The organism is Streptomyces mexicanus, from assembly GCF_902506575.1.
Classification (GTDB): domain Bacteria; phylum Actinomycetota; class Actinomycetes; order Streptomycetales; family Streptomycetaceae; genus Streptomyces; species Streptomyces mexicanus.
This window is the reverse complement of record NZ_LR732544.1, coordinates 5595643-5622318: the sequence shown is the minus strand read 5'-3', so window position 1 is coordinate 5622318 and position 26676 is coordinate 5595643. Positions and strand designations below refer to the sequence as shown.

Genomic DNA, 26676 nt, shown 5'->3' with positions numbered 1-26676 from the left:
CCTGCCGACACCAAGGAAACCGAGACATCTCATGAGCCTCACGTACACAGCCGGCTCCCTGGTCGCCGCCCGTGGCCGGGAATGGGTGGTGCTGCCCGAGAGCGCCCCCGACATGCTGGTGCTGCGCCCCCTGGGCGGGAGCGAGGACGACATCGCGGCCGTCTTCCCCGCCTTCGAGGAGGTGCGTCCCGCCGAGTTCGCGGCGCCGAGCCCGGCCGACCTGGGCGACCAGCGGGCCGCCGGCCTGCTGCGCACCGCGCTGCGCATCGGGTTCCGCTCGGGCGCGGGCCCGTTCCGTTCGCTCGCGTCGATCGCCGTGGAGCCCCGCGCCTACCAGCTGGTGCCGCTGCTGATGGCGCTGCGGCAGCGCACCGTGCGGCTGCTGATCTCGGACGACGTCGGCATCGGCAAGACGGTCGAGGCGGGTCTGATCGCCAAGGAGCTGCTGGCCCAGGGCGAGGCGTCCGGGCTGGCGGTGCTGTGCTCGCCCGCGCTGGCCGAGCAGTGGCAGTCCGAGCTGCGGGAGAAGTTCGGCATCGACGCCGAACTGGTCCTGGCGTCCACCGTGTCCCGTCTGGAGCGCGGCCTGGAGCTGGGCCAGTCCCTGTTCGACAGGCACCCGTACACGATCATCTCGACGGACTTCATCAAGTCGACCCGGCACCGCGAGGACTTCGTACGCCACTGCCCCGACCTGGTGATCGTCGACGAGGCGCACACCTGTGTGGCCGCGGACGACTCCGCGCAGGGCGGCACGTCGTCCGCGGCGAACCAGCTCCGCTACGAGCTGCTGCGCAGGGTCTCCGCCAAGGCGGACCGGCACCTGCTCCTGCTGACCGCGACCCCGCACTCCGGCAAGGAGTCCGCGTTCCGCAACCTGCTCGGCCTGGTGCGGCCCGAGCTGGCCACGCTGGACCTGGACTCCCCGGCGGGGCGCGCGAAGCTCGCCGAGCACTTCGTGGCCCGCAAGCGCGCCGACGTCCGCGACTACCTCACCAAGGAGGACGGTCTCGCCGACGACTCCCTCGCGGAGCGGACGGCCTTCCCGTCCGACCGCTGGACCAAGGACGAGCCGTACAAGCTGACGCCCGCCTACCGGGCGCTGCTCGACGACGCCATCGCCTACGCGCGGGACCGGGTCGCGGCGGCCGGGGAGCAGGGCAAGCGGGAGTCCCGGATCGCCTGGTGGTCGGTGATCGCGCTGCTGCGCTCGATGGTGTCCTCCCCCGCGGCCGCCGCCCAGACCCTGAAGACGCGGTCCGAGTCCGCCGCCGCCCGCACCGCGCAGGAGGCGGACGCGCTGGGCTCTCCGGTCGCCGCGGACTCGGCCGAGAACGACCGCCTGGAAGGCATGGACGTCGCGCCGGGCGCCGCCGAGTCCGAGGAGGCGGGCGCCCGGCTGCTGGAACTGTCCGAGCGGGCCGCGCAGTTGGTGGGTCCGGCGCAGGACGCGAAACTGAAGGCGCTCATCCGTCACTTGAAGGGCCTGATCGCCGACGGCTACCACCCGATCGTCTTCTGCCGCTACATCCCGACCGCCGAGTACCTCGCCGAGCAGCTGGAGGGCAAGCTCGGCAAGAAGACGAAGATCGCCTCGGTGACCGGCATGCTCTCCCCGCAGCAGCGTCTGGAGCGCATCGAGCAGCTCGCCGCCGACTCCGCCGAGGAGGCCGGCGACCCCGCCGTCCGCCGCGTGCTGATCGCCACGGACTGCCTTGCCGAGGGCGTCAACCTCCAGCACTACTTCGACGCCGTCGTCCACTACGACCTGGCGTGGAACCCCACCCGCCACGACCAGCGGGAGGGTCGCGTCGACCGCTACGGGCAGAAGCGCGACCAGGTCCGTGTCATCACCATGTACGGCGAGGACAACGGCATCGACGGCAAGGTCCTGGAGGTGCTGTTCAAGAAGCACCGGCAGATCAAGAAGGACCTCGGCATCTCCGTCTCCGTCCCCGACGAGACGGCGTCCGGCGTCACCGACGCCGTGGTCGAGTGGCTGCTGCTGCACGGCCGGCAGGGCAGCCAGGAGAGCCTGTTCGAGCTGCCCGGTCACCAGGAGTCCTTCGACCGTATCGAACGCGAGTGGACCTCGGCCGCGGAGCGGGAGAAGACCTCCCGCTCGAAGTACGCGCAGCGTGCCATCCACCCGGAGGAGGTGGCCCGCGAGGTCGCCGCCGTACGGGCCGCGCTCGGCGGCGCCGACGAGGTGCGCGAGTTCGCCCTGGAGGCGCTGCGCGACCTGGACGCGCTGGTCCGCGACGCCCGCGACGGCAGCGGCGACTTCACCGCCCAGCTCGGCGGGGCCCCGGCCGGCCTGCGCGACGCGCTCGCCGCCACGCTCGGCGGCGGGCTGATCGAGGAGGACCGGGAGATCCCGGTCCGTACGTCGCCGGCGATCGCCCGCGGCGAGGCGGCGCTGGTCCGCACCGACCCGGCGATCGCCGCCATCGCCTCGTATGTCCTGGACTCGGCGCTCGACGCGAACACTCCCGGCCCCCGCCCGGCCCGCCGCTGCGGTGTGGTCACGACGGACGCGGTGGCGACCCGCACCACGCTGCTGCTGGTCCGCTACCGCTTCCACCTCACGCTGCCGTCCCGTTCCGGCGAGCGGCAGCTGGTCGCGGAGGACGCCCGCCTGCTCGCCTTCGAGGGCATGCCGTCGCGCGCCCGCTGGCTGGACGACGACGCTGCCACCGCGCTCCTGGCGGCCCGTGCCACCGCCAACACGCACGAGCAGATGGCCCGCAACGCCATCACCCGTGCTCTGGACGGCCTGCCGGACCTGTCCGCCCACCTCACCGAGTACGGCAAAGCTCTCGCCGCCGAACTCGACGCCTCGCACCGCCGGGTGCGCAAGGCCAACGAGGAGATCGTCCGCGGCCTGAAGGTCGTCCCGCAGGAGCCCGCCGACGTCCTCGGCGTGTACGTCTACCTGCCGCAGCCCGCCTCTACCGTGTCCGGAGCCGAAGCCTGATGCCCGTCGCCGCCGCCCGCACCACCCTGGCCTTCACCGCCGTCACCACCGTCGGCGGACTGCTCCCCGCCGACATGCTCCTGCGCATCGCCGAGGCACGGAACCTGCCGGGCACCAAGCCCGCCGACTACGGCCTGCCCGCGTCGGTCCCCGTGCGCGACGAGGCCGAGCGCGCCTGGGAGTACCTCAAGCCGCTCTGGCGCGACCTGCGCACGGCCCTCCCCTCCGACCCGAACACCGGGGCTCCCGCCGCCGACCCGACCGGCCGCGCCGGCACCGACTGGCTCGCCCAGCTCTTCCGCAAGCTGGACTTCGGCGCCCTGACGGAGGTCGGCGCGGCGGGCATCCCCGCCGACTCCGACCCGGAGAAGCGGTTCCCAGTCTCCCACCGCCACGGCCCGGCGCTCATCCACCTGATCCCCTGGAACCAGGAACTGGACAAGCGCCCGGCCCCCGGCCAGGTCCCGCCCCAGTCCATGCTTCAGGACTGCCTCAACCGCACCGAGGCCCACCTGTGGGCGATCCTCACCAACGGCCGCCGCCTGCGCCTGCTGCGCGACTCGTCGTCCTTCTCCACGGCCGCGTACGTCGAGTTCGACCTGGAGGCGCTGTTCGACGGCGAGCTGTTCAGCGAATTCGTGCTGCTGTACAGCCTGCTGCACGCATCGCGGTTCGAGGTGCCGGAGGGGGCGGCGCCTTCGGGGTGCTGGCTGGAGAAGTGGCGGACGGTCGCCATCGAGTCCGGCAGCCGCGCGCTCGACCACTTCCGCGACGGCGTGCAGGCGGCCCTCACCGTCCTCGGCACCGGTTTCCTGAGCCACCCGCAGAACCACAAGCTGCGCGAGAACCTGGACGTCCATGCCTTCCAGACGGCTCTGCTCCGGCTCGTCTACCGCATGATCTTCCTCTTCGTCGCCGAGGACCGGGGCGCCCTGCTGGACCCGGCGGCGGACGAGGTGACCCGCGACCGCTTCACCCGCTACTTCTCCACGGCCCGCCTGCGCCGCCACGCCCTGCGCCGCCTGGGCACCGCTCACGACGACCGGTACCGCGCCCTGAACCTGCTCATCGAGGCGCTGGGCTCCGAGGAGGGCCGCCCCGAGCTGGGCCTGAAGGGACTCGGCGGACTGTTCAACGACACCCCCGCCGACGAGCCGCTGCACGGTGCGCGCCTGGCCAACCGCCACCTCTTCGAGGCGGTCAAGCACCTGGCCCGCGTGCGCGACGCCGGTTCCGCCCGCTGGCGCCCCGTCGACTACCAGCACATGGGCGCCGAGGAACTCGGCTCCGTCTACGAGGCGCTGCTGGAGCTGGTGCCCAAGCACAGCGCCGCCGACCGCACCTTCGAGCTGATCGACCGTATCGGCAACGACCGCAAGAAGACCGGCAGTTACTACACCCCGACCGAGCTCACCGAGACTCTGCTCGACTCGACGCTGGACCCGGTGATAGACGACGCCGTCAAGCGGGGGGAGCGGCGCGCGAGCGCCGAGGGCCACCCGGACCCCTCGGACGCGATCGTCGAGGAACTCCTCTCGCTCACGGTCTGCGCCCCCGCCTGCGGTTCGGGCCACTTCCTCGTGGCGGCCGCCCGCCGTATCGCCAAGCGCGTCGCCGCCGTCCGCGACCGCAACCCCGAGCCCACGGCCGAGTCGGTGCGCCACGCCCGCCACGAGGTCGTCTCCCGCTGCGTGTACGGCGTGGACCTCAACCCGATGGCGGTCGAACTCGCCAAGGTGTCCCTCTGGCTGGAGGCGATGGAGCCGGGCAGGCCCCTCGGCTTCCTGGACGCGCACATCAAGCACGGCAACGGCCTGATCGGCGCGACCCCGGCCCTGATGCGGGACGGCATCCCGGACCGGGCGTTCAAGAAGACCGAGGGCGACGACGAGGCCTGGGCCCGGCAGCTGCTCAACCGCAACACGGAGGAACGCAAGGGCCAGGGCAGCCTGTTCGAGACCGAGACGGAGACGAAGGTCGCCAACGCCTCCTTCGCCCGGGGCCTGCGCCGGATCACCGCCTCCCCGGACGACAACCTCGCCGACGTCCGCCGCAAGGAGGCCGCCTACCGGGACTGGTCCGCATCGGACGAGTACCGGCACGCCCTGCACCTGGCGGACGCCTGGTGCGCGGCGTTCGTCTGGGTCAAGCGCGAGGACGCGCCGCCGGCCATCACCCACAAGGTGTTCCGGGACCTGGAGGACCCCGCAGGCGACGCGGCCCCGCAGTCGGTGCACGACGAGATCGCGCGCCTGCGTAAGCAGTACGCCTTTTTCCACTGGCACCTGGAGTTCCCCGAGATCTTCACGGTCCCGGAGGACGGCGCCGCCTCCGCGGACACGGGCGCGGTCGACCCGGCGACGGGGTGGGCCGGCGGGTTCTCGTGCGTGGTCGGCAACCCGCCGTGGGATCGTTCCGAGTTCGAGGACAAGAAGTACTTCAGTGTGGTGGAACCGTCCATCGCAGAATTGACGGGTGCTGCCATGCGCAAGCGGATCACTGAGTGGCTTCAAAGGAACCCGACGGAAGCGGAGCGATACCAGACCGCTCGCCGGACGCTGAAGTCCACCTTCATGTTCGCGGCGAACTCAGGTGTCTTCCCCTTGTGCGCGCAAGGGCTCACCGCTGGGGGCGTTACCAAGCTCCAGACGGACCAACTGTTCACTGAGCTCTTCTCAAACGTGTGCAGTCCAACTGGCCGCTTCGGCTCCATCATCCCGACTGCTATCGCCACCAACGCCGGCGGGCAGTTCCTGTTCGGCGACTTCGTACGCAGGGGAGTACTGGCGTCGCTGCTGGACTTCGAGAATCGGCGCCCCACATCCCCTGCGTTGCCTAAGGGAGGCAAGTGGTTCGAAAGTGTCCACCCTGGATATAAGTTTTGCCTGCTTTCACTTACCGGCCGAGCCCAGCGGGAGGCCGCCGCGCGCTTCGGCTTCTTCCTCTCCGACATCACCGACCTCGACAACCCCGAAAATGTCTTCACGGTGGCACCGGAAGACCTTGCGCTGATCAATCCGAACACTGGGACCTTGCCGATCTTCCGCAACCGGCGGGACGCAAATCTCACAACAGAGATCTACCGGCGCTTCCCGGTACTGCAGAACGAAACAGCGCGAGACGGCAACCCCTGGAGAATCGACTTCAAGTACATCTTCCGCAGCGCCAACGACAGGGACATTCTCCGCACACGCGCCGACCTGGAAGAGGAGGGCTGGCAGCTACAAGGCAACGCGTTCGTGCGCGGCGACGAACGCATGCTGCCTCTGTACGAAGCCAAGATGGTCGACTTCTTCAATCATCGGGCTGCCGACGTCATCAAGAGCGCGACCGCTGTCAACCGGCAGAATCAGCCCAGGTATCTGTCTGTGAACGAGCTTCAAGACCCGACGCGACAGTCCCTGCCTCTCAACTGGATTCAGGACACTGGAACGATCTTGACGGAGCGGAATGGCCGAGAGGTCGAGGTACCCGGCGTCAGCATGCGTCTTGCAGAAGCACGCTGGGAACACGACTGGCTGTGCGGCTGGTGCGATGTGACCGCTTCAACCAATGAACGAACCGCCATTCCGGCCTTCATTCCTCGGGTGGCTGCGCTGCACACTTTCCCCCTGATGCTGCCGCGCGTCGCGCCTCCGCTGGTTGCGGCCCTGGTCGCCACCCAGTCCTCCCTGGTCTTCGACTTCGTGAGCCGTCAGAAGATCAGCGACGCCCATATGAAGCTCTTCATCTGGAAGCAGCTTCCCGTCCCCACCCCCGCACAGCTCGAACCCCACGTCCCCTTCCTGCTCCCTCGCGTACTCGAACTCGTCTACACGGCCTGTGACATGACCCCGCTTGCCCGCGATCTGGGTGACGAGGGCGAGCCGTTCCGGTGGGACGAGGACCGCCGCGCCCAACTGCGCGCAGAGCTGGACGCGTTCTTCTTCCACCTCTACGGCATTTCCCGCGAGGACACCGACTACGTCCTGGAGTCCTTCCAGTCGGAGTCGGGCGGCCTGAAGAACAACGAGATCGCCAAGTACGGCGAGTACCGCACCAAGCGGCTGGTCCTCGCTGAGTACGACCGCATGGCCGCTGCCGGCCTCACCCTGGAGAACCCGCTCGTCGAGGGCGAGGGCGGCACCTACCGCTCGACCCTTACCCCGCCTCCCGGCCAGGGCCCCCGGCACGACTGACCGAGGAGGCGACACCACGTGGTACGCCGAAGCCAGACCAGCAACCCGCGCTCGATCGTCGTCCTGACGTCGGGCGCGGACTGGGGCACGCGTGCGGCCGGGCAGCGGCGGAGCAGCGGGGCCGAGTCACCGCTACCCAAGCGCCAGCCGGCGAAGATCAAGGCGTTGCAGCGGACCATCAGCGTGGCCCGCGCGGCCATCAACACGAAGCACTGGAATGAGGCGCGTTACGCCCTCAGCCGGGCTCGCGCTCTCACCGACGACCTCCCCGCCCACCTGACCGTGCAGGAGCGGGAGCAGCTCTCGGCGCTCCGCAAGAAGTACGCGGCGCGCAACACCCCGGCTGCCAAGAAGGCCCAGCAAGCGAAGCCGAAAGCAGCCAACCGTGCGGGCGGCAAGAAGCCCGCTCCGAAGAAGTCCACGGCGAAGAGCGTCGCGCAGAAGCCGAAGCCCGCGCCCGTGCGCGACCTCGGTGACCGTTTCATCAACCGCGCCGCCCTCGGCTACGGGTCCACGGACAGGGCCAAGGACTCCTCGACGCGGTGAGGGCGTGCCGTCCGCTGCTCCAGCCGACGGCACGCCCTCAAGTCGCTCAGCACTCCGACGCGAACCGCACGAACCGCCCCCAGCCTTCCCGGCCGACGGCGAAGGCCGGGCGGTTCACGTCCTTCGAGTCCCGCACGTGGACGGCGTGTTCGGCGATCGCTACCTCCACGCAGTCATCGCCCTGGGTGCCGCTGTAGCTGGACTTGAACCAAGCGAGTTCCGTCGTTCCGCTGTTCATAGCTCTCCTCGCAGTCGCTCCAGCAGGTCCCGGGACTCCTTGGGATTGAGGGCCTGCGAGCGCAGTGTGTCATAGCGTCGGCAGAGCAAGCTCATCTCTTTCGGGTCGGAGATCAACCGCCCGTTCTGCTGCCCTTCGGAGTAGCCGAGCCGCCGCCCGTCCGGAGTCTCCAGGATGCGTACGGGCCCGTCCAAGCACCCATGAAACTCCAACTCCAGCGGCACCACTTGCAGCGTGACGTTGCGCGGCGCGGTCAGCTCAAGGACGTGGTCCAGCATGCTCGCCTGCACCTGGGGGCCACCCAGCCCGCGCCGGAAGACCGCCTCCTCCACGATGAAGCCGAACGGCACCGTCGGCCGCTCCCGCATCATCGTCTGCCGCTCCATCCGCGCGGCAACCTGGGCTTCCGTCTGCTCATCGGTCAGCAGCGGGATGCTGTTGTCGAACACCGCCCGCGCATACGCCTCCGACTGCAACAACCCCGGCACCAACCGGCACTCGTACGTGCACAGGCTCACCGCCTCCCGCTCCAGCCGGGCCCACCGGCGGAACCACGCCGCGAGCCCCGCCTCGCCCCGCGTCAGATGCCGGGCGGCCTTCCGCAGCGCGCCCGTGTTGCCGAGGGCCTCCTCCGCGCGCTCCACGAACGCCTCATCGGGCATCCGGCGGCCCAGCTCCACCGACTCCACGGTGTGCTTGGAGAACTGGACCCGGGCGCTCAGCTCGGCCCGGCTGAGGCCCGCGTGTTCGCGCAGGGCCTGGACGACGGCGCCGAACGTGCGGAGGCTGTCGGACGGGTGGGGCTCGCGTTCCCACTCCCCCGCCGGAACCGCCCGCGCGCCGGCGCCCTCGGCCACCGCCTCCCCCTCGACTCCGACGCTTCCCATCCGCCGCCCCTTTCTGCCGTACGGCACCCGCGGCGGCTCCTCACGCCGCCCCGCAGTCACCGGCCAGCGTGACGGAACACCACCCGTACCGTCCACTCTTCGTGTCCGTACGCTGACTCAGCGTACGGGGTGCCAGACTCGTCCTCGCCCCGTCCGACCGCCACTCTGACGGCAGGGAGAGCGAGGAGGAACGGCCCGTTCCCGCAGTCCGGAGCGCCGTAGTCGCGAGCGCCGTGGTCCGGAGCGCCGTACGGGAACACCCGGCCGCACCTCACTCCCTCCCGTCGGCTCCCGCCCGGGCACGGGCGGCGGCGGTCGGTCCCGGCCGCGTTCAGACGACCTGGAAGGTGCACAGATGCAGAACGGAACCCACCTGTACGCGCTGGACATCAGCGGGGCCTCGTTCGTGAAGGCGTGCGGCGGTCCCTGCACGGAGGGATGCGTGACGCTGGCCCGGATCGGCGCGGACGCCTGGGCCCTCGGCGACAGCAAGCGGCCGGACGCGCAGCCGCTGCGGTTCACCACGGCGGAGCTGGCCGCGGCCGGTATCGACCCGGCGCGCTTCGGCCTCGGCGTCTGATCCTCACCCCCACTGCACCACCCTTTCCCCCTGCCGGCCGGACCAGGGCCCTCCCCGCGTCCGGCCGGCGCTTCCCGCAGCAGGAAGCAGGACAGCTCATGCACCACCACGCCTACCTGTGGACCGGCCCGAAGGCGCGCTTCGACGACGAGGCCCTGCGGCGGCCCCCGCACCCCGATCCGCCCCCGGCGGAGAGCAGGCCGGAAGTGATCGAGCGCTACCGGCAGGCGGCCGCGGAGTTCCGCACGGCGGACCTGCCGCCGCTGGAGACGGCGTACTGGCTCGTCAAGCCGCGCTCCCTGGTGCGGGGCACGTGGGACGAGGCGAAGGAGGCGGCGGCGTGGCTCGGTGAGCGGCTGGCCGAGTACGCGCCCCGGTTCACCTGCGCGGCCGACCGGGACACCGCGCGCCTGGCCCGGCTGGTGGACGCCGCCGCGGAGAGTCTGCGCTCGGGCGCCGACGTGTCGTACGGCTACTACCTCGACCGCCCCTCTTACCTGTCCCTGGCCGTGGTGACGTGCTCCCCGAACCGCGCGAAGCCCGAACTGGCCTGCCCGTGCGCGTAGTCGGGAGCCGGGACGACCGGCCCGTGGCCCACCGCGACGGCTCCGCACGGCCGTCCGCACCCGTCACCCTGCGTGGCGGAGGGCGGGCGGTCGGGCCGACCACACCGGGCACCCTCCGCGTCCGTACGCTGACCCCGCGTACGGGGCACGGCCCTCGCCCTCACCGGCGCCCTCCCGCCACGCTGGCGTCATGAATCACGCGACACCCGACGTCGGCGCCCCGGCGGGCACCTTCACGCAACTGCTGTCCTCCACGCGGCGCGGCGCCCGGCTGGCCCGGTTGCTCACCGTCACCGAACTGCGGTCCTGGGGCGCCCCGGACGACCTGACGGAGCGCGCCGAGATCGTCGTCGCCGAACTCGCGGCGAACGCCGTGCTCCACGGCCGCGTACCGGGCCGCAGCTTCCGGCTGACGCTCGTGTACGACGCCGCGGCCGGACACCTGCGCATCGAGGTCACCGACGCCCGCGGAGACGCCTACCCGCACCGCACGGCCTGCGGCACGGAGGGCGACGCGCTCCGCCTCGGCGGTCGCGGTCTGGCGCTGGTGACCGCCCTCGCCGATCACTGGGACTGCGTCCCGTACCCGCCGGGCGGCAAGACCGTCCGGGCGGCGCTGTCCACGCGAAGGGAGACGACGCCGTGACGCGTGCAGCACGGCCCGGCCGCACTCCACCGCCCGACCCCCTTCCTCGAAACGAAACTCGGCCAGCCACTTAGTTCGTACGAGTATTCGAAAGGTGGGGCCCGATGTAGCCGACGATCACCTTGCCCGTGGCGCCCGCCGTGTCGTCGTAGAAGTGAACGCGAGGGGCGATCCTTCCCTTGCTGTCGATCTTTATGTGGGCTTCCATGAACACCTTGCCCGAGGCGTCGACCTCCGACGGCACCGGGAGCATGCGCTGCTGCCGGAACTTCTTGTCGCTGCGCACGGATTCGGACTCCACCATGGCCACACGCGTCACCGGATAGGTGCGCATGCCCTGCGGGGAAGCCTCGCAGAAATCCCGGAAGGTTCCGTCGAATCCCTGCTCGCCGCCGCTGCACGCCCCGTACGAGTCCAGCGCCAGCAGGGCGTCCCACACCTTCGACGCCCAAGTCGAACTTTTGATGTCGTCGTCGAGGTCCTCCGCCTTGCTCGTGTCGTAGGTCAGGACAAGATGCTGCATCCGCTCCTGCACCCGTTCGTTCAGTTCGGCGAAGGACATCGGCGCCGGTTCTTCCGCCGGCGGCGTGTAGGCGTCCTCCGCCCGGCCGGCCTCGACCAGCCGCTGCTGCAGAACCGCCACTTGGTGGCGCAAGGCGGACAGTTGGGCCTGGGTGGCGTCGTGGTCGGCGATCTCGTCCTCGTAGCGGTCGGTCGCCTCCCGTAGCTGCTCGTCGAGCGCGCGTCTGCTGCGCTCCGCCAGGTCTCGGGCGCTGGCGGCCTCGCTCAGCTCTTCCAGCGCTTTGTCGATCGTCTCGTTTGCCGTGCTCAACTGGGCCCGCAGGGAGTCGACGGTCTCGTTTCCCGAGGACTCAGCGGTCTGGGACCGTGCCGCGCGCAGATCCTTGAGGACCTCCTCGATGCCTGGGAACGCGGGCTCGGCGAGCAGGGCCGGTTGCGGTGTGGTGACAGCGTGCTGGCGTGGATATCTGGAAATCCGGATGTCCGCGTTGCGGAACTTCGGATCGCTGAGCCGTCGGTACGTCAGCAGACGATGCCGCCGACCGTCTTCGGCGGAGCCGAGGGCGACGCCCGGCAGATAGGTGCGTATCTGACCCGGGAACACGTCGTGCCGGTCCCCGGCCGCCTCCCGGAACGCGGGAACGGCCTCCCGCTCCAGCCGGAACACCGAGGCAATGCCGACCAGGTTTCTGACGACTCCCGTCAGCAGCTTCTCCCAGGTCGCATCGTCGTTGGGTGGCTCCGCCACGAGGACCAACGGAAGCCCACGGGTGGGATCGGTGAGAGCGGACGTGAGCAGGCCGACCGAGTCGGAGCGGACGAGGTGAGGTGCCGTGGTGAGCCGGATCGTCCCGTCCGACACGGTGAAGTGGTCCAGTATTTCGCGGACGAGCCGAGGAGGTACCGGCGTGACCTGCCGTCTGCCCGGACTGGGGTAGTGCTCCAGGTCGACACCGACGTACGCGGTGTTCGACGCGCGGTCGACAGCGGACGTGAGTGTCGTCTGCCAGGTCCCCTCGTGCCTGTCCTCCTTGCTCTCCCGTAGACGAAGCCGCAGGGCGGTCTGGTGGCCGTCGGTGTCGTATGAATCGGTCACGGTGAGGGTGTAGGTCTCCGTGAGCCGATGAACACCCGAGGAGAGGTGCGTCGCCAGTCCCTTGCTCTCCAGCCAGGAGGTGAAGCATGAGCGAGCCCCGGCGAACATCTGCTCCTGCTCGTCGTCGGGGATCGGCAGGACCGCCCGGTAGACCAGCGGGTTCTCGGCGCGCGGCTCGTCTCGGACGAACTCGCCCCGGCCCCACCGCGGAGCCTTTGGCGTGGGCTTGCGGCTGGGCATCACCAGTGGAGTGGGTCTCAACGCTGACCTCTGTTTGATCGACGAAGAACGAGAGCGATGGCAGATGGTGGCGAACAGAACCGATTACCGGGTGAGTGCGAACGCGTCAACGCCTACGCGGCCAGCGCAGGGAACACCACCACCGAGCCGTCCTTGTCGCGGGCCATCTCGATCGCCACGTCCGTCGCGCGGGCGTCGGGCACGGCCCCGTCGCCCAGCCGGCGGAGGCGGTGCGCGGCCCGCAGCAGGCGGTCGGCCTCGGGGGCGAGGAGGGGGCGCCGGCTCGAACGTCCCAGTTCGAGTGCCGACAGGCGTACCAGGACCTGGGCGATGCCCGACTCCAGCGCGTCGACGCTTCGCTGCTCGCGCCGCAGTACGCGGGTGAAGTTGCGGAACGGGTTGCCGGGCTCGGCGTCGGCGTGCTCCACGGCCTGGAGGACGGCGACCCGCCGCTTCAGAGCGATGGCCAGGGAGGCGAGTTCGAGGTGGGCGCGGAACGTGCCCGCGTCGTCGTCGATGCCGGGGAACGCCTTCGTCAGCGTGCCGAGGTCGACGGGTGCGCCCTCGGGCAGTGCGTCGAGCGCGCCCTGCCACCGGGCGAGGCGGTCCTCGGCCTTGCTCAGCGCCGTGTCGAGGGTGTGCACCGCCGAGTCGAGTCCCAGCGACAGGCCGAGCTTGCCCTGGTCGAGCAGAACAGCCGTGGCCTTGTCGATGGCCGCACGGCATCCGTTGAGTGCGCTGTGCTCGTCGTCGAGCCTGTCCTGCTGGAGTTGCTCCAGCATCTCCGTGATGTGCTCGATGGCCTGCTGACGCTTGTGGTCGGCGTGCGCACTCACGCCAACCGCGACGGCCATGAGCACCAGCGGAGCGGCCACGGTGAGCGCCGTACCGCCGGCGGCCACGGCGCCCGCGGTCGCCCCCGCCCCGCCGGCCGTGCCCGCCGCTGCGGCCCCTCCGACCGGCACGAACGTCGCGCCGCCCACGATCTTGCCCGCGGTGTCCACGATCGGCCCGCGAATCCCACCGGCCACCGCGTTTGACGGCATTGAGCGCAGAAGGCCCTGGCCGAGTTGGGCGGCGTGCTTTGCCGGGACCACGATGCGGTACAGGTTCTCACCGGAGGCGGTCACCTTGGCCGTCGTGAGGGAACTGCGCGAGGCTCGCGTGACGAAATCCGACAGGTGCTGCGCCAAGGGACTCACAGCGTCGAGCCGGATGCCACGGCTCCGGTCGATCCTGCCGGGCAGCGGGTGCACCTCAAGGGTGACGATCGGCTCGTCGGCCAGGGCGGCCAGCACACTGCGCAGTTCGGCCAGGCGCTCGGCCGTCATCGACTCGCCCTCGGTCAGCGCCGGTACCCGGGTGTCACCGGTCGCCAGCGTCCACACCGGCACGGTCGTCCGGCGGTCGTCAGTCATGATCTCCCCCTCTTGTCTCCCCGGACACCCTACGGCGGGCCTCCGACAACCACGGCCGCCCGTCAGTCCAGCAGCCGCTCGGCGCGCTCCGGGACACCGCGAAGGTGCCGGCCGCCGGCCACCATGTCGAGAAGAAGGCGGTGCCCTTCGATGCAGTGGATGTGCCCGGCCACCACAGCCTCGCGCATGACGGTGACGCTGGTCTTGACGGGGATGCCACGTGCGGTGGCGTACTCGCCCGCGTCGCGGTCGTCCGTGATCCAGACGGCACCGGCGAACTCCTCACGCGTCTGGATCAGGGCGAGGGTTTCGGCTTCACCGAGGTGACGCAGGGGCTCGGTCGGGGCGCCGCCGAACACCGCCCGGCGCAGCCGATCCGCGAGGGCGATCTCGGCATCGGTGCACAACTCGATCGGCTCGCCCAGCCAGCCCTCGGCGGGGAGCTGGGCGAGGTCGCGCACGTAGGCGGCGCTGCGACGGGCTTCCTCCGCCACCGCTTCGGTCCATCGGCCGCACCCGTCGAGCACCTTGCGGAGCAGATCCAGACGTCGCACGCTGCCGAAGTTGCACAGAACCGTGTTGTCGGGGAAGAGGCTGACGCGGCTGGGAGAATCCAAGGGACCTGTCATGGCTGGAATACCGGGTCGCCCTTCTCGTCCTCCGGCAGTGGGCGTGCGGCGCGCGCGGGTTCGACTATGGCTCTCAGGTCGTCGACGGTGCGGTCCAGGTAGGCGGCCAGCGGGCGGAGCGTCGTCTCACCGGCCTCGTACGCGGCGAGCAGTTCCGCCATCGGGACCAGCGGCGGGCGGGCCACCGCGGATTCCGCACGGTGGCGGTAGTGGTCGTCGAGCCGGCCCGTGAGGACGTGGCACGTCTCGGTGGTGAAGCCTCGGAACCGGTCCCGGCGGGCGGTGTCGAGGAGGCCGAGTCGGTTGAGGCGCGCCGCCAGCGCACTCGGTGACACCTTGAACGTGACGACGAGTTCGCTGAGTTCGGCGTCGGTGGGGCTGTCCGGGTCGGTGACCGTGCGCTCCCAGGCAGCCCGCACCTCGGCTTCCGGCATCAGGAAGTGGGCGGCGAAGACGTTGGCCCTCACCTCCGCGTAGTCCTTCTGCCTGCCGGGCTGTGGTGCCGCGTCGGCGCGCAGGTCCTGGGCGTCACGGGCGAGAAGGTGTCCGACCTCGTGGGCCAGGGTGAAGCGCGCCCGGGTCCACTCCTGGGTGGTCGCGAGCAGGACGATGCGGAAGGCGTCGGACTGCCAGGTCGCACCGGACAGGGCAGCCCGGGCGGGGAAGTCGACGAGCGCCACGTCGATTCCGCAGTGGTCCGCGAGGAGCCGGGTCAAGGCCGGCAGATCCATGCCGGCGGGGGATCCCGCGTTTCGCCGCGCGAGGTGGTCCGTGAGGTCGGCCGCCAGACGTTCGCCTTGGTCGACGTACCGTTCGAGATCCGGGCGGGGTGCGGGCAGGTCGGGGACCGGGCGGGGCCGGCCCAGCAGTTTCAGGACGTCGTAGGCGTTCTGGTAACGGCAGGCGATCGCCTCGATCTCGGCCCACCCCGTCCCTTCGGCAATCGTCCCGGCGGGGCGGGCGGCGGAACGGGGACGTACCGGCTCGCGTCCGCTGAGCAGGTAGTCCACCGTCGTGCCGGTGGCTTCCGCGATACGGGCGAGATCCAGAGAACTGAAGCGGCGCACGCCGCTGAGCGACTTGGAGAGCTTGTCCGGAGAAAGACCCACCCGATCGGCGAACGCGGCCTGGGACAAGGAGGCTGCGTCCATAACCCTGCGTACACGGTCGATCACAGTCTCGGTCATCAGCCCACGGTATCCGCGTGTTGCGAAAATCGCAACACGTCGGCGGGGGCCGTCTGCCCCGTGGCGCCCCATGGCGGCCACCGCCAATGACCCTCCTTGCGTTCCCGTGCCGACGATCCGAGTGGTCCCGGCGGCGGCGCACGCTCGCGCCCTCTGTCCCGCCGTCACCGTGTACCCACCCACCCGTCCAGCCCCTCCAGATGCCGCGGCAACCGGCTCCCCTGCCAGCCCAGCACCAGCCGCTCGCGGGCCCGGGTGATCATGACGTAGTACGCCATGCGCAGGGCCGCCGACGTGGGGTCGGTGCCGGCATCGGATTCCGCGTCGGCGATGACGACGGTGTCGAAGTCCAGACCCTTGGCGCTGGCGCGGTGGACGAGGACGACGCCGGGGCGGGAGAGGTCGAGGTCACGGTAGCGGCCGGAGGTGGCGGTCGAGCTGTACAGCTGGGGTTCCTGGGCGAGGCTTGCTCGTTCCAGGCGGCTCATCAGGTCGGCGGCCGTCCGCAGTGAGTTGACGATGACGCCGATGCGGTGCCGCGGTTGCCTCGCCGCCAGGCCGGCGATGTCGTCGGCGAGGTCCCCGGGGCCGGTGTAGTGATGGAGCACGGGCAGGGCGCCGCTGCGGAAGGGGAGGGCGGGCCGGCTGCCGCCGGTGCGGAAGTGTTCAGCGAGGGCGGCGATCTCGCGGGTGTTGCGATGGTTGCCGGAGATCTCCGTGCGGCCCGTGGAGCGGCCGAGGGCCTCGGCGATCTCGGCCAGGGTGGAGTTCGTCTCCGTCAGGCGCTGGCACTCGTCGGCGAAGACCGTGACGGAGGCAGCGGTGAGACGGACCAGCCGGTAGAAGCCCGGGGACAGGTCCTGGCCTTCGTCGATGACCAGGTGCGGGGTGGTCGACTCGTCCTCGCCGAGGGTGTCCGCGGCCCGGCGGGTGAGGGTCGGCCAGTCGAACCAGCCGTCCTCGGTGCGCGGGACGTCCCGGCCGAAGCGGCGCTGGATCCAGCTGTGGACGGTGGCGGCCTCGACCGGGGCGCCGGGGACCGTCAGGCCCCGCAGGGTGTCGCGCAGGAGCTGGCGCAGCAGGTTCGAGCGGGACAGCAGCAGTGTGGGGCGGTCGGTGAGAGCGAGGTGGACGGCGCGGTGTGCGGCGAGCAGGCTCTTGCCGCTGCCGGGCGGGCCGCTGACGAGATGGTTGCCCGACAGCGGCAGGGCCTCCAGACAGTCACGCTGGGCCGGGGAGAGGTCCGGGTGGAGCACGGGCGTGTGCGCGGTGGTCATCGGGGTCATCCCTGGGCGGTGGCGGCGGCGTACTCGCGGCTCGCGGTGAGGACGTCGGTGAAGTAGCCGGGGACGCGGGCCGAACCCACGACCAGGGCGCGGTCGAGGAGGGTGTTGCCGGTCTCGCAGCTCGTCTCGGGCAGCAGGGTGCAGGCGTGACAGGCGGCCCGGTTGAGGTTGCCGAAACCCTGACCGGTGTGTTCGGCGCACAGCGGGTCCGCCGAGCACCAGGCTGCCGCTTCCAGCATCCGGATGAGCGTCTCGGCGAAGTTGGGTGCCTCGCCCTGCCGGACGAGACCGCCGAGGGTGCCCTCCGCGTCGCCGGCGGCCGTGTAGATGAGCAGTCCGTGCTGGCCGTACTCGGGACGGCCGTAGACGCGTTCACGGAGGCTGGCGGTGGTGTAGCCGGAGTCGAAGGAGAGCTGGCGGATGAGGAGGTGGGCGACGGTGTGCAGCAGCAGGAACCGGGGGGAGAGTTCGGCGCCGACGGTCTCGGCCAGCTGGTCGCCGCGGAACGACGCGTCGAGGTCGGCCCGGACGCCGAGGACGTGGGCCCGGACGCGGGGGTCCTGCTCCCAGGCGGTCAGCCGCCGCTCGTCGAGGGTGAGGACGATCCCCTCGCCGTAGACCTCGGTCGCGGGCAGCCAGCGCAGACGGCCACTGGTGTCGGCCGGTACCAGGGTGCCGTTCGGGGAGTGGCGGCGGAAGCCGGTCAGCGCCCGCACCTCACGCAGCCGGTCGACGAGGACGACCTTGCCGATGTGCGCGTCGAGGGTGGCCCAGGGCTCCTCCTGTTCTCCGTCGAGGCCGAGTCCGCCGCGGCGGACGGCGAACTCCTTGCTGGGCTCGGGGAACCGGTCGGCGTCGAAGGCGTACCACTCGTCGCGGCTCAGGTCGATCTTCTCGCGCTGGGCGGACCGCGGGCCGGCGGGAGAAGGTGCGGCCGGGGCGCCGGTGGCCTCCGCTACGAGGTGGTCGATGAGGCTGTCCGGGGCCTCGGTGTCCTCCTTGATCATGCCGCGGAACGTGTCGGCGCGCGGGGTGCCGAGTGCGTCGAGCAGCAGAGGCCAGCAGCCGTGGTTCAGGACGGCCTCCGCCAGGTTCCGCTCCGCTCGCGGGGCCTCGGTGGTCTGCGGGATGTCGAGGGCGGAGTAGACGACCGGGTAGTAGACGTTGCCGGCGGTGCGCTGCACGATGTGCACCTGCTGGTCGCAGGATGCTCTTGTGTCCCAGCGCTGCCAGGGGTTGCGGCCCGGGCAGTGCCCGCCCTGCGGGCCGAGGATGTCGAGCAGGTCGCGCTGGGCGCCGCACGGCGTGCCGTCCTGCCGGGTCGCTCCGCAGTGCACCGAGAGCGCTTCGAGGCCGGAGGCGCGGTCGGCTACACGGAAGCTGAGACGGCGTGCCTTCCAGGCGTTCTCCGACTCGGGGCAGGAGTCCCGCAGTTCGGGCGGGAGCTTGGAATGGGCCCAGTACCACCAGTCGACGTCGTCGAGGTGCCCGTCCGCGCAGATGCGCACGAAGCGCATCGGGGTGAGACGGGGCGCGGCAGCGCACGACGTGCAGACGGGCGGCTCGCCGGGCTTCTCGTGCTCGCGCAGCACGCGGACCATGCTCCGGCAGGCGCCGCAGAACAGCCAGCCGGGGAAGCGGATGTAGGGCACGCCCGGGCGGTCGGGCTGGTCGTAACGGTCGTTGAGGGTGTGGGGTGCGGCGTAGAAGTTCTTGACGCCGAGCCGGGTGGCGAGCCGCTCGGAGGGGACGGGTGTCTTGAGATCCGGCCACCTCTCGATGCCGGCGGCGACGAAGGACTCCCCCTGGACGTCGAGTATCGCGCCCACGCCGAACGGCAGGACGGTCTGCGCCTGGCGGACGCGGAGTTTGCGCTTCACTTTCCTGCTCCTGTCACGGTGATCTGGCACTCCCGGTCCACGCTGCGCATCGAGTTGGGGGTCTCCCACAGGCCGTAGCGCTGCTCGAAGGCCTTGAGCAGGTTGTGCTGGCCTTTGCCCTGGTTGCGGTAGTAGAGGTGCTTGCCCTCGGCGGCGGCGGTGCCGGCCAGCCGGTACCAGCTGTCGAGGAGATAGCCGAGTTCGGCCCGTACCTCGGTGCGTACGGTGTCGGCGTCGGCTCCGGCGGCGCCCCGTTCCGCTGTCGCGGCCCGCACGGCGAGGGCGTCCGCGATCCGCGCGGCCTCTTCCCGGTGGTCAGTGATCCGTCCGGCCTGGTTCTCGGCGGCGAGGCCGAGCCGGTGGCGGACGAGGATCACGAGTGCCGCGTGCAGGGCCCGGCGCCGGGCGGGCAGCGACCAGGGGGTGACGCTGGCGGGCTCGACGTAGCGGTAGAGAGCCCGGTGGTAGTCGACGAACGTCTCGTAGTGGGAGCGGTCGCGCGGGCGGGTGGCGTTGAAGTAGGTGACGACGAGTCCGGGCACCCGGTGGCGGCCGACGCGGCTGGTGGCCTGGATGTACTCGGCGGTGGTCTTGGGCTGGCCCTGCATGAGCATGTAGGCGAGCCGCTTCACGTCGACGCCGACGGAGAGCATGTTGGTGCACGGCAGGAACGACACCGCTCGAGGGTCGTTCCAGGGCTTTTCGAGGCGGTCGAGGAGGATCGGCTGATCGGCGCGCCGCACGCTGCTGTCGAGCTGCTGGACCTGGTCGCCGGCCAGCTCCCGCGTCCCGGCGCCCTCGTCGAGTCCGCGGAGCTGGGCGGGGATGTCGTCGCCGGCGGCGGTGACGGTACGGCCGAGTTCGCGCAGGCTGTGGTGGTAGGCGACGAGGGTCCAGTAGGCGTCGCGGTGTTCCTCGGGCAGCTGGTGGACGCCCTGCAGCATGGCCGCCGTGGTGGCGACGGCACCGCGACCGGCGGTGTGACCCTGCGCCATGACACCGAGGTAGAGGCGGCCGGGGCGGCCGGCGTCGGGGACGGCGAAGAAACTGTCGCGAGCGTCGAGTCCGGACGGGGGAAAGAGCTGGACGTCCTGGTGGTGCAGGGCGCGGACCTGTTCCGCGGAGCGCCGGATGGTGGCCGTGGCGGCGACGATCTTGGGCGGGTGGCTGTCCGGTCCGGTGCACAGCTCCAGGACGGCCGCCTCGTAGAGCCCGACCGTGGTGCCGAGCGGTCCGGTGAGCAGGTGCAGCTCGTCCTGGATGATCAGCGACGGGGGCCGGTGGCCGGTACCGGTTCCGAAGAGGCGGCCGGAGTCGGGTTCCCAGGCGAGCCGGGCGAACTTGTCGACGGTGCCCAGGACGAAGGTGGGCGGAGCCTCGTAGAGATGCTGGTCGACGACGGCGACGGGCAGGACGTCATGGAAGGCGCACGCGTCACGGGTGCAGTGGAACGCGAACGCGTCCGTCCCGGCGCGGACGCCGTAGTCGGCGCGGACGCTGGACCAGGACGGCGGCAGGATGCGTGTCCCGCACCAGGGGCAGCGGTCGAGAATGAACACGTCCTCCGGGTGACTGGCCGCGCGCTGCTCGTCGAAGGCCTTCTTGGCCGACTGGTACGTGTTCGGGGTGGTGGTGTCTCCGACCCACAGGCCGATGGTGATGGGTTCGGTACCGAGTCCGAGACCGGGTTCGGTGCGGCGGAGGTGCTCCAGGGCGCAGATCGTGGTGGCGGCGCGCTGGAACTGCTGGGTCGTGAGCAGGCTGAGGGTGTAGCGGCTGAGCACGGTGGTCCCGCCACCCTCGCCGCGGATCCGGCGCAGGGCGATGGTGAAGGCGGCCAGCAGCAGATAGGCCTCGGTCTTGCCACCGCCGGTGGGGAACCAGATCAAGTCGGTGGTCGCCCGGTCCTCGTGCCCGGGGTCGACGACACCGTCGAGGGCGAGGAGGAAGAAGGCGAGCTGGAAGGGCCGCCAGGCGGCATGCGGGTCGACGGGCGGGTCGAGGGCCACGGCATCGGAGCGCAGACGCCGCTGACCGGCCTGGTCGGGAGCGGAATGCCGCATCTGCAGCAGCATGGCGCGCTGGGCGACACGGAAGGCGTCGAGCACGTCGGGTCGGCCGGGGTCGCACAGGGTGCGCACGCCCGCGTCGATCCGGGTGACCGCCCGATGTATGCGGTCCAGGATCCGCTCCGCGGCCTCCCGCCCCCACTCCGGGACCTCGACGGAGCGTTGAGCCACGTACCAGCCGTGATAGGCGGCAGCGAACTCAGCCAGCTCTTCGCGCAGTTGGTCCCTGTCGACGGCGGGGTCCGCAAGGTGGGGAAGGTTAAGGACCGGGGCGTCGAGCGGGCCGCCGGCCCGGACGGCCGGTACCTCGGCGCGCGGCAGGACCTCGCAGGCGAGGAGTTCGACGCGGCCGTCGTGGCCGCGTTCCTCGCGGACGGCGCAGCCGTGGCCGACGGCATGAGTGATGACATGCCGGTACTGGAGGCGGAGTTCGCGTTCCTCGGGATCGCGGCTGGCAAGTCGGACGCTGGGATACGGCAGCACGGATCCGTCGACGGGGCGGACGGTGAGCCCGCACTGGAACAGCATGTCGTCCCAGTTGGGCGTCTTGCCGCCGGAGCTGTCGTGGTGGCGGTCGTTGATCAGGGCCACGGTGATCAGCGTGCCGTCGCCGTAGCGGCGGCGGGTCACCTGGATCCTCGCGCGGTCGTCGAGGACGGGCACGTCCTGGCGGTCGGGGCCGATCTGGTGCGTCTCGGGCCGAAGGGGTATGCGGTGCCAGCGCCTGCCGCGCCCCGCTTCGCCCCGCCGCGTCTCGTAGCGGGCGGCGGTGCAGCTCACCTCGACCTCGGTGGCGTCGGTGTAGAAGCTGAGGCCGAGGGAGGCCGGCAGCCAGCTGTTGGTCTCGGGCACGGGATCGGCGGCGGGGCTTACGTCGGGGGCGGACAACTCGGCACCCGGCGCCTCGGGCTCGTCACCGGTGACGGCGAGCTGCCGCTGGAGTTCGGCCTGCTGCGGGTAGAGGGTGCCCATCAGGTACTGCCGGTCGGGCGGGGCGTCGAGCACTTCGTCGTCGCCGCCGGCGGGGCCGACGAGCTGGCGGGTGAGGTAGTCGACCAGCTCCTGGCGGGGGTCCATGTGCGGATTCCTTCGGATCAGGTGAGAGGGGCCGTGAGATACGTACGAGGGATCAACCGGTGGCGGACCAGCTGGCCGATGAACTGGGCTTTGGCCTTCGATTCGATCTGGCGGATGCGTTCGCGGGTGACGCCGAACCGGACACCGATGTTCTCCAGGGTGTCCGGCTCGTCGCCGTCGAGGCCGGTGCGCCGGACGAGGATGTGCCGCTCGCGCTCGGTGAGATGCCCGAGGACATGCCGCAGGCGCTCGTGGAACTCCTTGCGGAGCAGCACGGTGAAAGGGCCGGGCAGCCGGCTCGGCCCGATGATCAGGTCGCCGAGGGCCGTGTCGTCGCCGATGATCCGGTCCAGGGAGTCGGTGGGCCGGCTGATCCGCCGTACCTCTTCCACTTCTGCGAAGGTGAGTCCGGTCGCGTAGGCGACGTCGGCGACCGACGTGGCGCGGCCTTGGCTGAGCAACGTGCGCTCGGCCGCTGCGACCTTGCCGACCCGCTCGTGCAGGTACACGGGCAGCCGAATCATGGTGCCCTCGTCGGCGATGGCGCGGGTGATGGCCTGTCTGATCCACCACGTCGCGTAGGTCGACAGTTTGTAGCCCTTGGTGACGTCGAACTTGCGGACCGCGCGCATGAGTCCGAGGGTTCCGTGCTGAACCAGGTCCTCCAGGTCGAGTCCGTGGCCCTGATGGCCGTGCGCGATCTTCCACACGAGCCGTTGGTTGTGCAGGACGAGGCACTCGTAGGCGCGCCGTCGCTCGCTGTCCCTGGGCAGCGCCTTGATCTCCTCCTCGGGAACGTCGCGGCCGAGACGGTCGGTGCCACCGCGGAGGAGTACGGCGAGGCCGACTTCCTCCTCTGCGGTGAGCAACGCCTTGCCCACGTTCCGGCGCCGACGGTCGTCCTCCAGCACGGCTCGGGCGGCGCGGACGGCGTCCGGCAGCGCGTCGCCCACAGGGGCAGGGGAAGGGCAGGCGGCGCGCGTCCCGTCCGTCGGCGGCTCCGCGGGGACGGCGGACGATGCCCGAGCCGCGGGGCCGACCGCCCGGCCGTCGGGCAGCGGCAGCGCAACAGCGGGGGGCGGGCGGGGGCCTGCCTCTTATATACATCTCCGAGCCCACGAGACGTGTGGAAGGGGATGTGGCGAGCGGTGGGGCCGCCGGATCGCCGAGGCGCGGTGCCCCGGTACCGCCGAAGGGCCCGGCGCCCGGGTCCACCAGGGGCGGGCCGCCGGGTTCCGCGAGCGGTGAGCCACCCGAGCGGGCGAGCGGGGTGCCGCCGGGCGCGGCGAGCGGCGGTCCGCCGGTGCGGCCGGCCGGCGCCGGGCCGGACGCGGCGAACGGCGCGCCCTCGGGTCCGGTGAGCGGCGGGGCGCCGGCCTCGCCCGGCCCGGCGGTGCCGGACCCGCGGGCCGGTGGGCCGGCGGGCCGTCCCGCCGCGGTGCGGCCGGCGGGGGCGGGCCTGACGCCGGCCGGCTCGTTGTCGTCCCGCTCGTCGTCGTCCCGCTCGTCCTCGGGCTCCGCGCGCAGCGCCAGGGCCGCCGCGTCCGAGCCGGCGCCCGGCTCGCTCAAGGCGAAGGCCGCGATCGCGCTGCCGGAGCGCACGGCGGGCAGCCAGCGCGCGCGCTGGGCGGGGGTGCCGTGGGCGTGCACCGGGTGGGCGCCCAGGCCCTGCAGGGCGAGCGCGGTCTCGGCCTCCGTGCAGGCGTAGGCCAGGGACTCGCGCATCAGGCACAGGTCGAGGGCGCCGGAGGTGAACAGGCGGTCCAGCAGGCCGAGCCGGCCGAGTTCGGCGACCAGGGGGCGGTTGACGCGGCCGGGTCCGCTCTGCGCGGCCTTCTCGGCGAGGGGGCGCAACCGGTCGGCGGCCAGGGCGCGCAGTTCGGCGCACCAGGCGAGCTGTTCCGGTTCGAGCGAGAATGCGGGCATTCGCCGGTCCTCCCTCCCCCGGGGTGCCCGGGGTCCACCCCCACCGTATCGCGCACCGTTGACTGTCGTCACCAAGGCGATACGCTCCGGGGTGAGGGCCCCTCCGGCGGGCGCCGCCGAGCAGGCGGGCGGGCACCGAAGGAGCCCCGGCCACCACGACAAGGGGGGCGAACGCCATGGACCAGCTGGACCCGGTCAGGGACGGCACCCGGCCGCCCACGCCCTCGGCGCACGTCGACACCTTCGCGCGCGACCACCTGCCGCCCCCCGACCAGTGGCCGGTGCTCCGTTTCGACCTGCCCGAGCTGCGCTACCCGGACCGGCTGAACTGCGCCGCCGCACTGCTGTCCGGGGCGGAGGGCGCCGGCGCCGCACGCCCGGTGTTCCGTACCGCCACCGGGGAGAGCTGGAGCTACGGCGAGCTGCTGGCCCGCGTCGACCGGATCGCGCACGTCCTGACCGGCGACCTCGGGGTGGTGCCCGGCAACCGGGTGCTGCTGCGCGGCCCGACCACGCCCCACCTGGCGGCCTGCTGGCTGGCGGTGCTCAAGGCGGGCGCGATCGCGGTCACCGTCCTGGCCCAGCAGCGCCCCCACGAGTTGCGGACGATGTGCGAGATCGCCCGGATCCGGCACGCGCTGTGCGACGTCCGCGCGGTGGACGACCTGGCCAAGGCGGAGATCCCGCACCTGGCGATCACGACGTACGGCGGTGACGCCCCCGACGACCTGCTGCGCCGTCCCGCGCCCGACGCGCCCTTCCCGGCGGTGGACACCGCCGCCGACGACGTCGCGCTGATCGCGTTCACGTCGGGCACCACGGGCCGACCCAAGGGCTGTGTGCACTTCCACCGGGACGTGCTGGCGATCGCCGACACCTTCTCCCGGCACGTGCTGCGCCCGCGCCCCGACGACCTGTTCGCGGGCAGTCCGCCGCTGGGTTTCACCTTCGGCCTGGGCGGGCTGGTGATCTTCCCGATGCGCGCGGGCGCCTGTGCGCTGCTGCTGGAGCAGGCCCGTCCGCGGCAGTTGCTGGCGGCGGTGGCCGAACACCGGGTGTCCGTGCTGTTCACCGCGCCCACCGCCTACCGGGCGATGCTCGACGCGCTGGACGGGTACGATGTCTCCTCGCTGCGGCGCTGCGTGTCCGCCGGGGAGAACCTGCCCGCGGCCACCTGGCACGCCTGGCACGAGCGGACCGGGCTGCGCCTCGTCAACGGCATCGGCGCCACCGAGTTGCTGCACATCTTCATCTCGGCGGCCGACGACGCCGTCCGTCCCGGCACCACCGGGGTCCCCGTCCCCGGGTGGTACGCGCGCGTGCAGGACGAGGACGGCCTGCCCGTGCCCGACGGGCAGCCCGGCCTGCTCGCCGTCCAAGGGCCCGTCGGCTGCCGCTACCTCGCCGACGAACGCCAGCGCACGTACGTCCGGGGCGGCTGGAACGTCACCGGCGACACCTACGTCCGGGAACCCGACGGCTACTTCCGTTACGTGGCCCGCGCCGACGACATGATCATCTCGGCCGGGTACAACATCGCCGGGCCGGAGGTCGAGGACGCGCTGCTGCGCCACCCGGACGTGGTGGAGGCGGCGGTCGTGGGCCGGCCCGACGAGGACCGCGGCCAGGTGGTGGTGGCGCACGTGGTGGTCAAGGAGGGCGCGGCGCGGGACGCCGAGGCGCTGCGCGCGTACGTCAGGTCCCGGCTGTCGCCGTACAAGTGCCCGCGCGAGATCGTCTTCCTGGACGCGCTGCCGCGCACGGCCACCGGCAAGCTCCAGCGGTTCCGGCTGCGCGGACGCGGCGAGGATCAGTGACACCGACGACCTAAAATGATCAACGTGTCCGAGCAGTCCGCGCAACCCGCACCGAGGTCCCTCATCGTCACGCTGTACGGCGCGTACGGTCGTTTCGTGCCGGGCCCGGTGCCCGTCGCCGAACTGATCCGGCTGCTGGCCGCGGTCGGGGTGGACGCGCCCTCCGTGCGCTCCTCGGTGTCCCGGCTCAAGCGGCGCGGGCTGCTGGTGCCGGCCCGCACCGCACAGGGCGCGGCCGGTTACGAACTGTCGGACCAGGCACGGCAGTTGCTCCAGGACGGCGACCGCCGCGTCTACGCCACCGAGCCGCCCGCCGACGAGGGCTGGGTGCTGGCGGTGTTCTCGGTGCCGGAGTCGGAGCGCAACAAGCGCCATGTGCTGCGCTCCCGGCTGGCCGGGCTGGGCTTCGGCACGGCGGCGCCCGGGGTGTGGATCGCGCCTGCGCGGCTGTACGAGGAGACCGCGCACACGCTGCAGCGCCTCGGCCTGGATCCGTACGTGGACTTCTTCCGCGGGGAGCACCTGGGGTTCACGCCGACCGCCGAGGCGGTGGCCCGGTGGTGGGACCTGGCGGCGGTGGCCGCGCTGCACGAGGCGTTCCTCGACCGGCACGCGCACGTGCTGCGCGCCTGGGAGCAGCGCGGCGACACCCCGCCGGAGGAGGCGTACCGCGACTATCTGCTCGCCCTGGACTCCTGGCGTCATCTGCCCTACGCCGACCCGGGCCTGCCCGCCCGGCTGCTGCCCGAGGACTGGCCGGGGGTCCGCTCGGCCGCCGTCTTCCGGGGGTTGCACGAGCGGCTGCGGGACGCCGGGGCGGTGTTCGCGGGGGTCGCCGAGGCGTGAGCGGGGCCGGGAGAAGAACGCGGCGCGGCCGGCCGTGCCACGGCCGGCCGCCGGCGTCCCGCGTC

18 protein-coding genes and 1 pseudogene are annotated in these 26676 nt (G+C 71.7%); 8 read left to right on the top strand and 11 right to left on the bottom strand.

Translation table 11 applies throughout. The features are described 5' to 3' along the window. Positions 1 to 31 precede the first annotated feature (31 nt). From GV126_RS25140 to GV126_RS25130, 3 genes are read left to right on the top strand one after another with little or no spacing between them, the layout of a single operon-like run. A complete protein-coding gene (locus GV126_RS25140; protein WP_159670898.1) occupies positions 32 to 2977 on the top strand; it encodes a DEAD/DEAH box helicase in 2946 nt (981 codons plus the stop codon). Beyond that, complete coding sequence (locus GV126_RS25135; RefSeq protein WP_159670895.1) at positions 2977 to 7155, top strand: Eco57I restriction-modification methylase domain-containing protein; 4179 nt, start codon at positions 2977 to 2979, stop codon at positions 7153 to 7155. Before GV126_RS25140 ends, GV126_RS25135 begins: the two co-directional genes overlap by 1 nt. Before the next feature lie 18 nt (positions 7156 to 7173). Continuing rightward, on the top strand, positions 7174 to 7701 hold the full coding sequence (locus tag GV126_RS25130) for a hypothetical protein (protein WP_159670892.1): 528 nt from the start codon (positions 7174 to 7176) through the stop codon (positions 7699 to 7701). 46 nt (positions 7702 to 7747) lie between these two features. Here GV126_RS25130 and GV126_RS25125 read toward each other — a convergent pair whose 3' ends face one another. Next, the gene (locus GV126_RS25125; protein ID WP_159670889.1) at positions 7748 to 7939 is read right to left on the bottom strand and encodes a DUF397 domain-containing protein; all 192 of its coding nucleotides are present in this window, start codon (positions 7937 to 7939) and stop codon (positions 7748 to 7750) included. Beyond that, on the bottom strand, positions 7936 to 8826 hold the full coding sequence (locus GV126_RS25120) for a helix-turn-helix domain-containing protein (protein WP_159670886.1): 891 nt from the start codon (positions 8824 to 8826) through the stop codon (positions 7936 to 7938). The genes GV126_RS25125 and GV126_RS25120 overlap by 4 nt, the downstream gene beginning before the upstream one ends. A gap of 355 nt (positions 8827 to 9181) precedes the next feature. Between GV126_RS25120 and GV126_RS25115 the strand changes: the two genes are divergently transcribed. From GV126_RS25115 to GV126_RS25105, 3 genes are all read left to right on the top strand, one after another. Continuing rightward, entirely contained in the window at positions 9182 to 9406 is a 225-nt protein-coding gene (locus tag GV126_RS25115) for a DUF397 domain-containing protein (protein WP_159670883.1), read from the top strand. 98 nt (positions 9407 to 9504) lie between these two features. Then, on the top strand, positions 9505 to 9972 hold the full coding sequence (locus GV126_RS25110; RefSeq protein ID WP_159670880.1) for a hypothetical protein: 468 nt from the start codon (positions 9505 to 9507) through the stop codon (positions 9970 to 9972). A gap of 190 nt (positions 9973 to 10162) precedes the next feature. Then, entirely contained in the window at positions 10163 to 10618 is a 456-nt protein-coding gene (locus GV126_RS25105; protein WP_159670877.1) for an ATP-binding protein, read from the top strand. Positions 10619 to 10688: 70 nt separating this feature from the next. Here the strand turns inward: GV126_RS25105 and GV126_RS25100 are convergent, their stop codons facing one another. From GV126_RS25100 to GV126_RS25060, 9 genes and pseudogenes are all read right to left on the bottom strand, one after another. Next, entirely contained in the window at positions 10689 to 12476 is a 1788-nt protein-coding gene (locus tag GV126_RS25100) for a coiled-coil domain-containing protein (RefSeq protein WP_159670874.1), read from the bottom strand. 113 nt (positions 12477 to 12589) lie between these two features. Next, complete coding sequence (locus GV126_RS25095; protein ID WP_159670871.1) at positions 12590 to 13894, bottom strand: hypothetical protein; 1305 nt, start codon at positions 13892 to 13894, stop codon at positions 12590 to 12592. 62 nt (positions 13895 to 13956) lie between these two features. Next, a complete protein-coding gene (locus tag GV126_RS25090; protein WP_236570098.1) occupies positions 13957 to 14511 on the bottom strand; it encodes a PIN domain-containing protein in 555 nt (184 codons plus the stop codon). A gap of 8 nt (positions 14512 to 14519) precedes the next feature. Then, a complete protein-coding gene (locus GV126_RS25085) occupies positions 14520 to 15710 on the bottom strand; it encodes an XRE family transcriptional regulator (RefSeq protein ID WP_159670868.1) in 1191 nt (396 codons plus the stop codon). Positions 15711 to 15874: 164 nt separating this feature from the next. Continuing rightward, the gene (locus GV126_RS25080) at positions 15875 to 16987 is read right to left on the bottom strand and encodes an AAA family ATPase (RefSeq protein WP_159670865.1); all 1113 of its coding nucleotides are present in this window, start codon (positions 16985 to 16987) and stop codon (positions 15875 to 15877) included. Positions 16988 to 16992: 5 nt separating this feature from the next. Further along, complete coding sequence (gene drmB, locus GV126_RS25075) at positions 16993 to 18876, bottom strand: DUF1998 domain-containing protein (RefSeq protein ID WP_159670862.1); 1884 nt, start codon at positions 18874 to 18876, stop codon at positions 16993 to 16995. Continuing rightward, positions 18873 to 22022: a helicase-related protein gene (locus GV126_RS25070; RefSeq protein ID WP_159674071.1), complete on the bottom strand. Its 3150-nt coding sequence runs from the start codon at positions 22020 to 22022 to the stop codon at positions 18873 to 18875. The genes drmB and GV126_RS25070 overlap by 4 nt, the downstream gene beginning before the upstream one ends. Positions 22023 to 22039: 17 nt before the next feature. Then, positions 22040 to 22975 carry a sigma-70 family RNA polymerase sigma factor gene (locus GV126_RS25065; RefSeq protein WP_185948165.1) on the bottom strand — a complete coding sequence of 312 codons (936 nt, stop codon included), beginning with the start codon at positions 22973 to 22975 and terminating at the stop codon, positions 22040 to 22042. Between the two features lie 556 nt (positions 22976 to 23531). Continuing rightward, positions 23532 to 23948 (bottom strand): annotated as a pseudogene (locus tag GV126_RS25060) (acyl-CoA dehydrogenase family protein); the annotation flags it as partial. 176 nt (positions 23949 to 24124) lie between these two features. On the opposite strand from GV126_RS25060, the gene GV126_RS25055 reads away from it, so the two are divergent. Continuing rightward, the gene (locus tag GV126_RS25055) at positions 24125 to 25765 is read left to right on the top strand and encodes an AMP-binding protein (RefSeq protein ID WP_159670859.1); all 1641 of its coding nucleotides are present in this window, start codon (positions 24125 to 24127) and stop codon (positions 25763 to 25765) included. Positions 25766 to 25780: 15 nt separating this feature from the next. Further along, positions 25781 to 26611 (top strand): PaaX family transcriptional regulator, encoded by an 831-nt coding sequence (locus GV126_RS25050; protein ID WP_159670856.1) that lies wholly within the window; start codon positions 25781 to 25783, stop codon positions 26609 to 26611. The last annotated feature ends 65 nt before the right edge of the window (positions 26612 to 26676 follow it).

Excerpts from the sequence above, each read along its gene's own strand:
- GV126_RS25085 (WP_159670868.1), bottom strand. The coding sequence starts at position 15,710 with ATGACCGAGACTGTGATCGACCGTGTACGCAGGGTTATGGACGCAGCC.
- GV126_RS25080 (WP_159670865.1), bottom strand. The coding sequence starts at position 16,987 with ATGACCACCGCGCACACGCCCGTGCTCCACCCGGACCTCTCCCCGGCC.
- GV126_RS25110 (WP_159670880.1), top strand. The coding sequence starts at position 9,505 with ATGCACCACCACGCCTACCTGTGGACCGGCCCGAAGGCGCGCTTCGAC.
- GV126_RS25050 (WP_159670856.1), top strand. The coding sequence starts at position 25,781 with ATGATCAACGTGTCCGAGCAGTCCGCGCAACCCGCACCGAGGTCCCTC.
- GV126_RS25095 (WP_159670871.1), bottom strand. The coding sequence starts at position 13,894 with ATGACTGACGACCGCCGGACGACCGTGCCGGTGTGGACGCTGGCGACC.
- GV126_RS25070 (WP_159674071.1), bottom strand. The coding sequence starts at position 22,022 with ATGGACCCCCGCCAGGAGCTGGTCGACTACCTCACCCGCCAGCTCGTC.
- GV126_RS25100 (WP_159670874.1), bottom strand. The coding sequence starts at position 12,476 with ATGCCCAGCCGCAAGCCCACGCCAAAGGCTCCGCGGTGGGGCCGGGGC.
- GV126_RS25055 (WP_159670859.1), top strand. The coding sequence starts at position 24,125 with ATGGACCAGCTGGACCCGGTCAGGGACGGCACCCGGCCGCCCACGCCC.
- GV126_RS25135 (WP_159670895.1), top strand. The coding sequence starts at position 2,977 with ATGCCCGTCGCCGCCGCCCGCACCACCCTGGCCTTCACCGCCGTCACC.
- GV126_RS25140 (WP_159670898.1), top strand. The coding sequence starts at position 32 with ATGAGCCTCACGTACACAGCCGGCTCCCTGGTCGCCGCCCGTGGCCGG.
- GV126_RS25125 (WP_159670889.1), bottom strand. The coding sequence starts at position 7,939 with ATGAACAGCGGAACGACGGAACTCGCTTGGTTCAAGTCCAGCTACAGC.
- GV126_RS25115 (WP_159670883.1), top strand. The coding sequence starts at position 9,182 with ATGCAGAACGGAACCCACCTGTACGCGCTGGACATCAGCGGGGCCTCG.
- GV126_RS25120 (WP_159670886.1), bottom strand. The coding sequence starts at position 8,826 with ATGGGAAGCGTCGGAGTCGAGGGGGAGGCGGTGGCCGAGGGCGCCGGC.
- GV126_RS25105 (WP_159670877.1), top strand. The coding sequence starts at position 10,163 with ATGAATCACGCGACACCCGACGTCGGCGCCCCGGCGGGCACCTTCACG.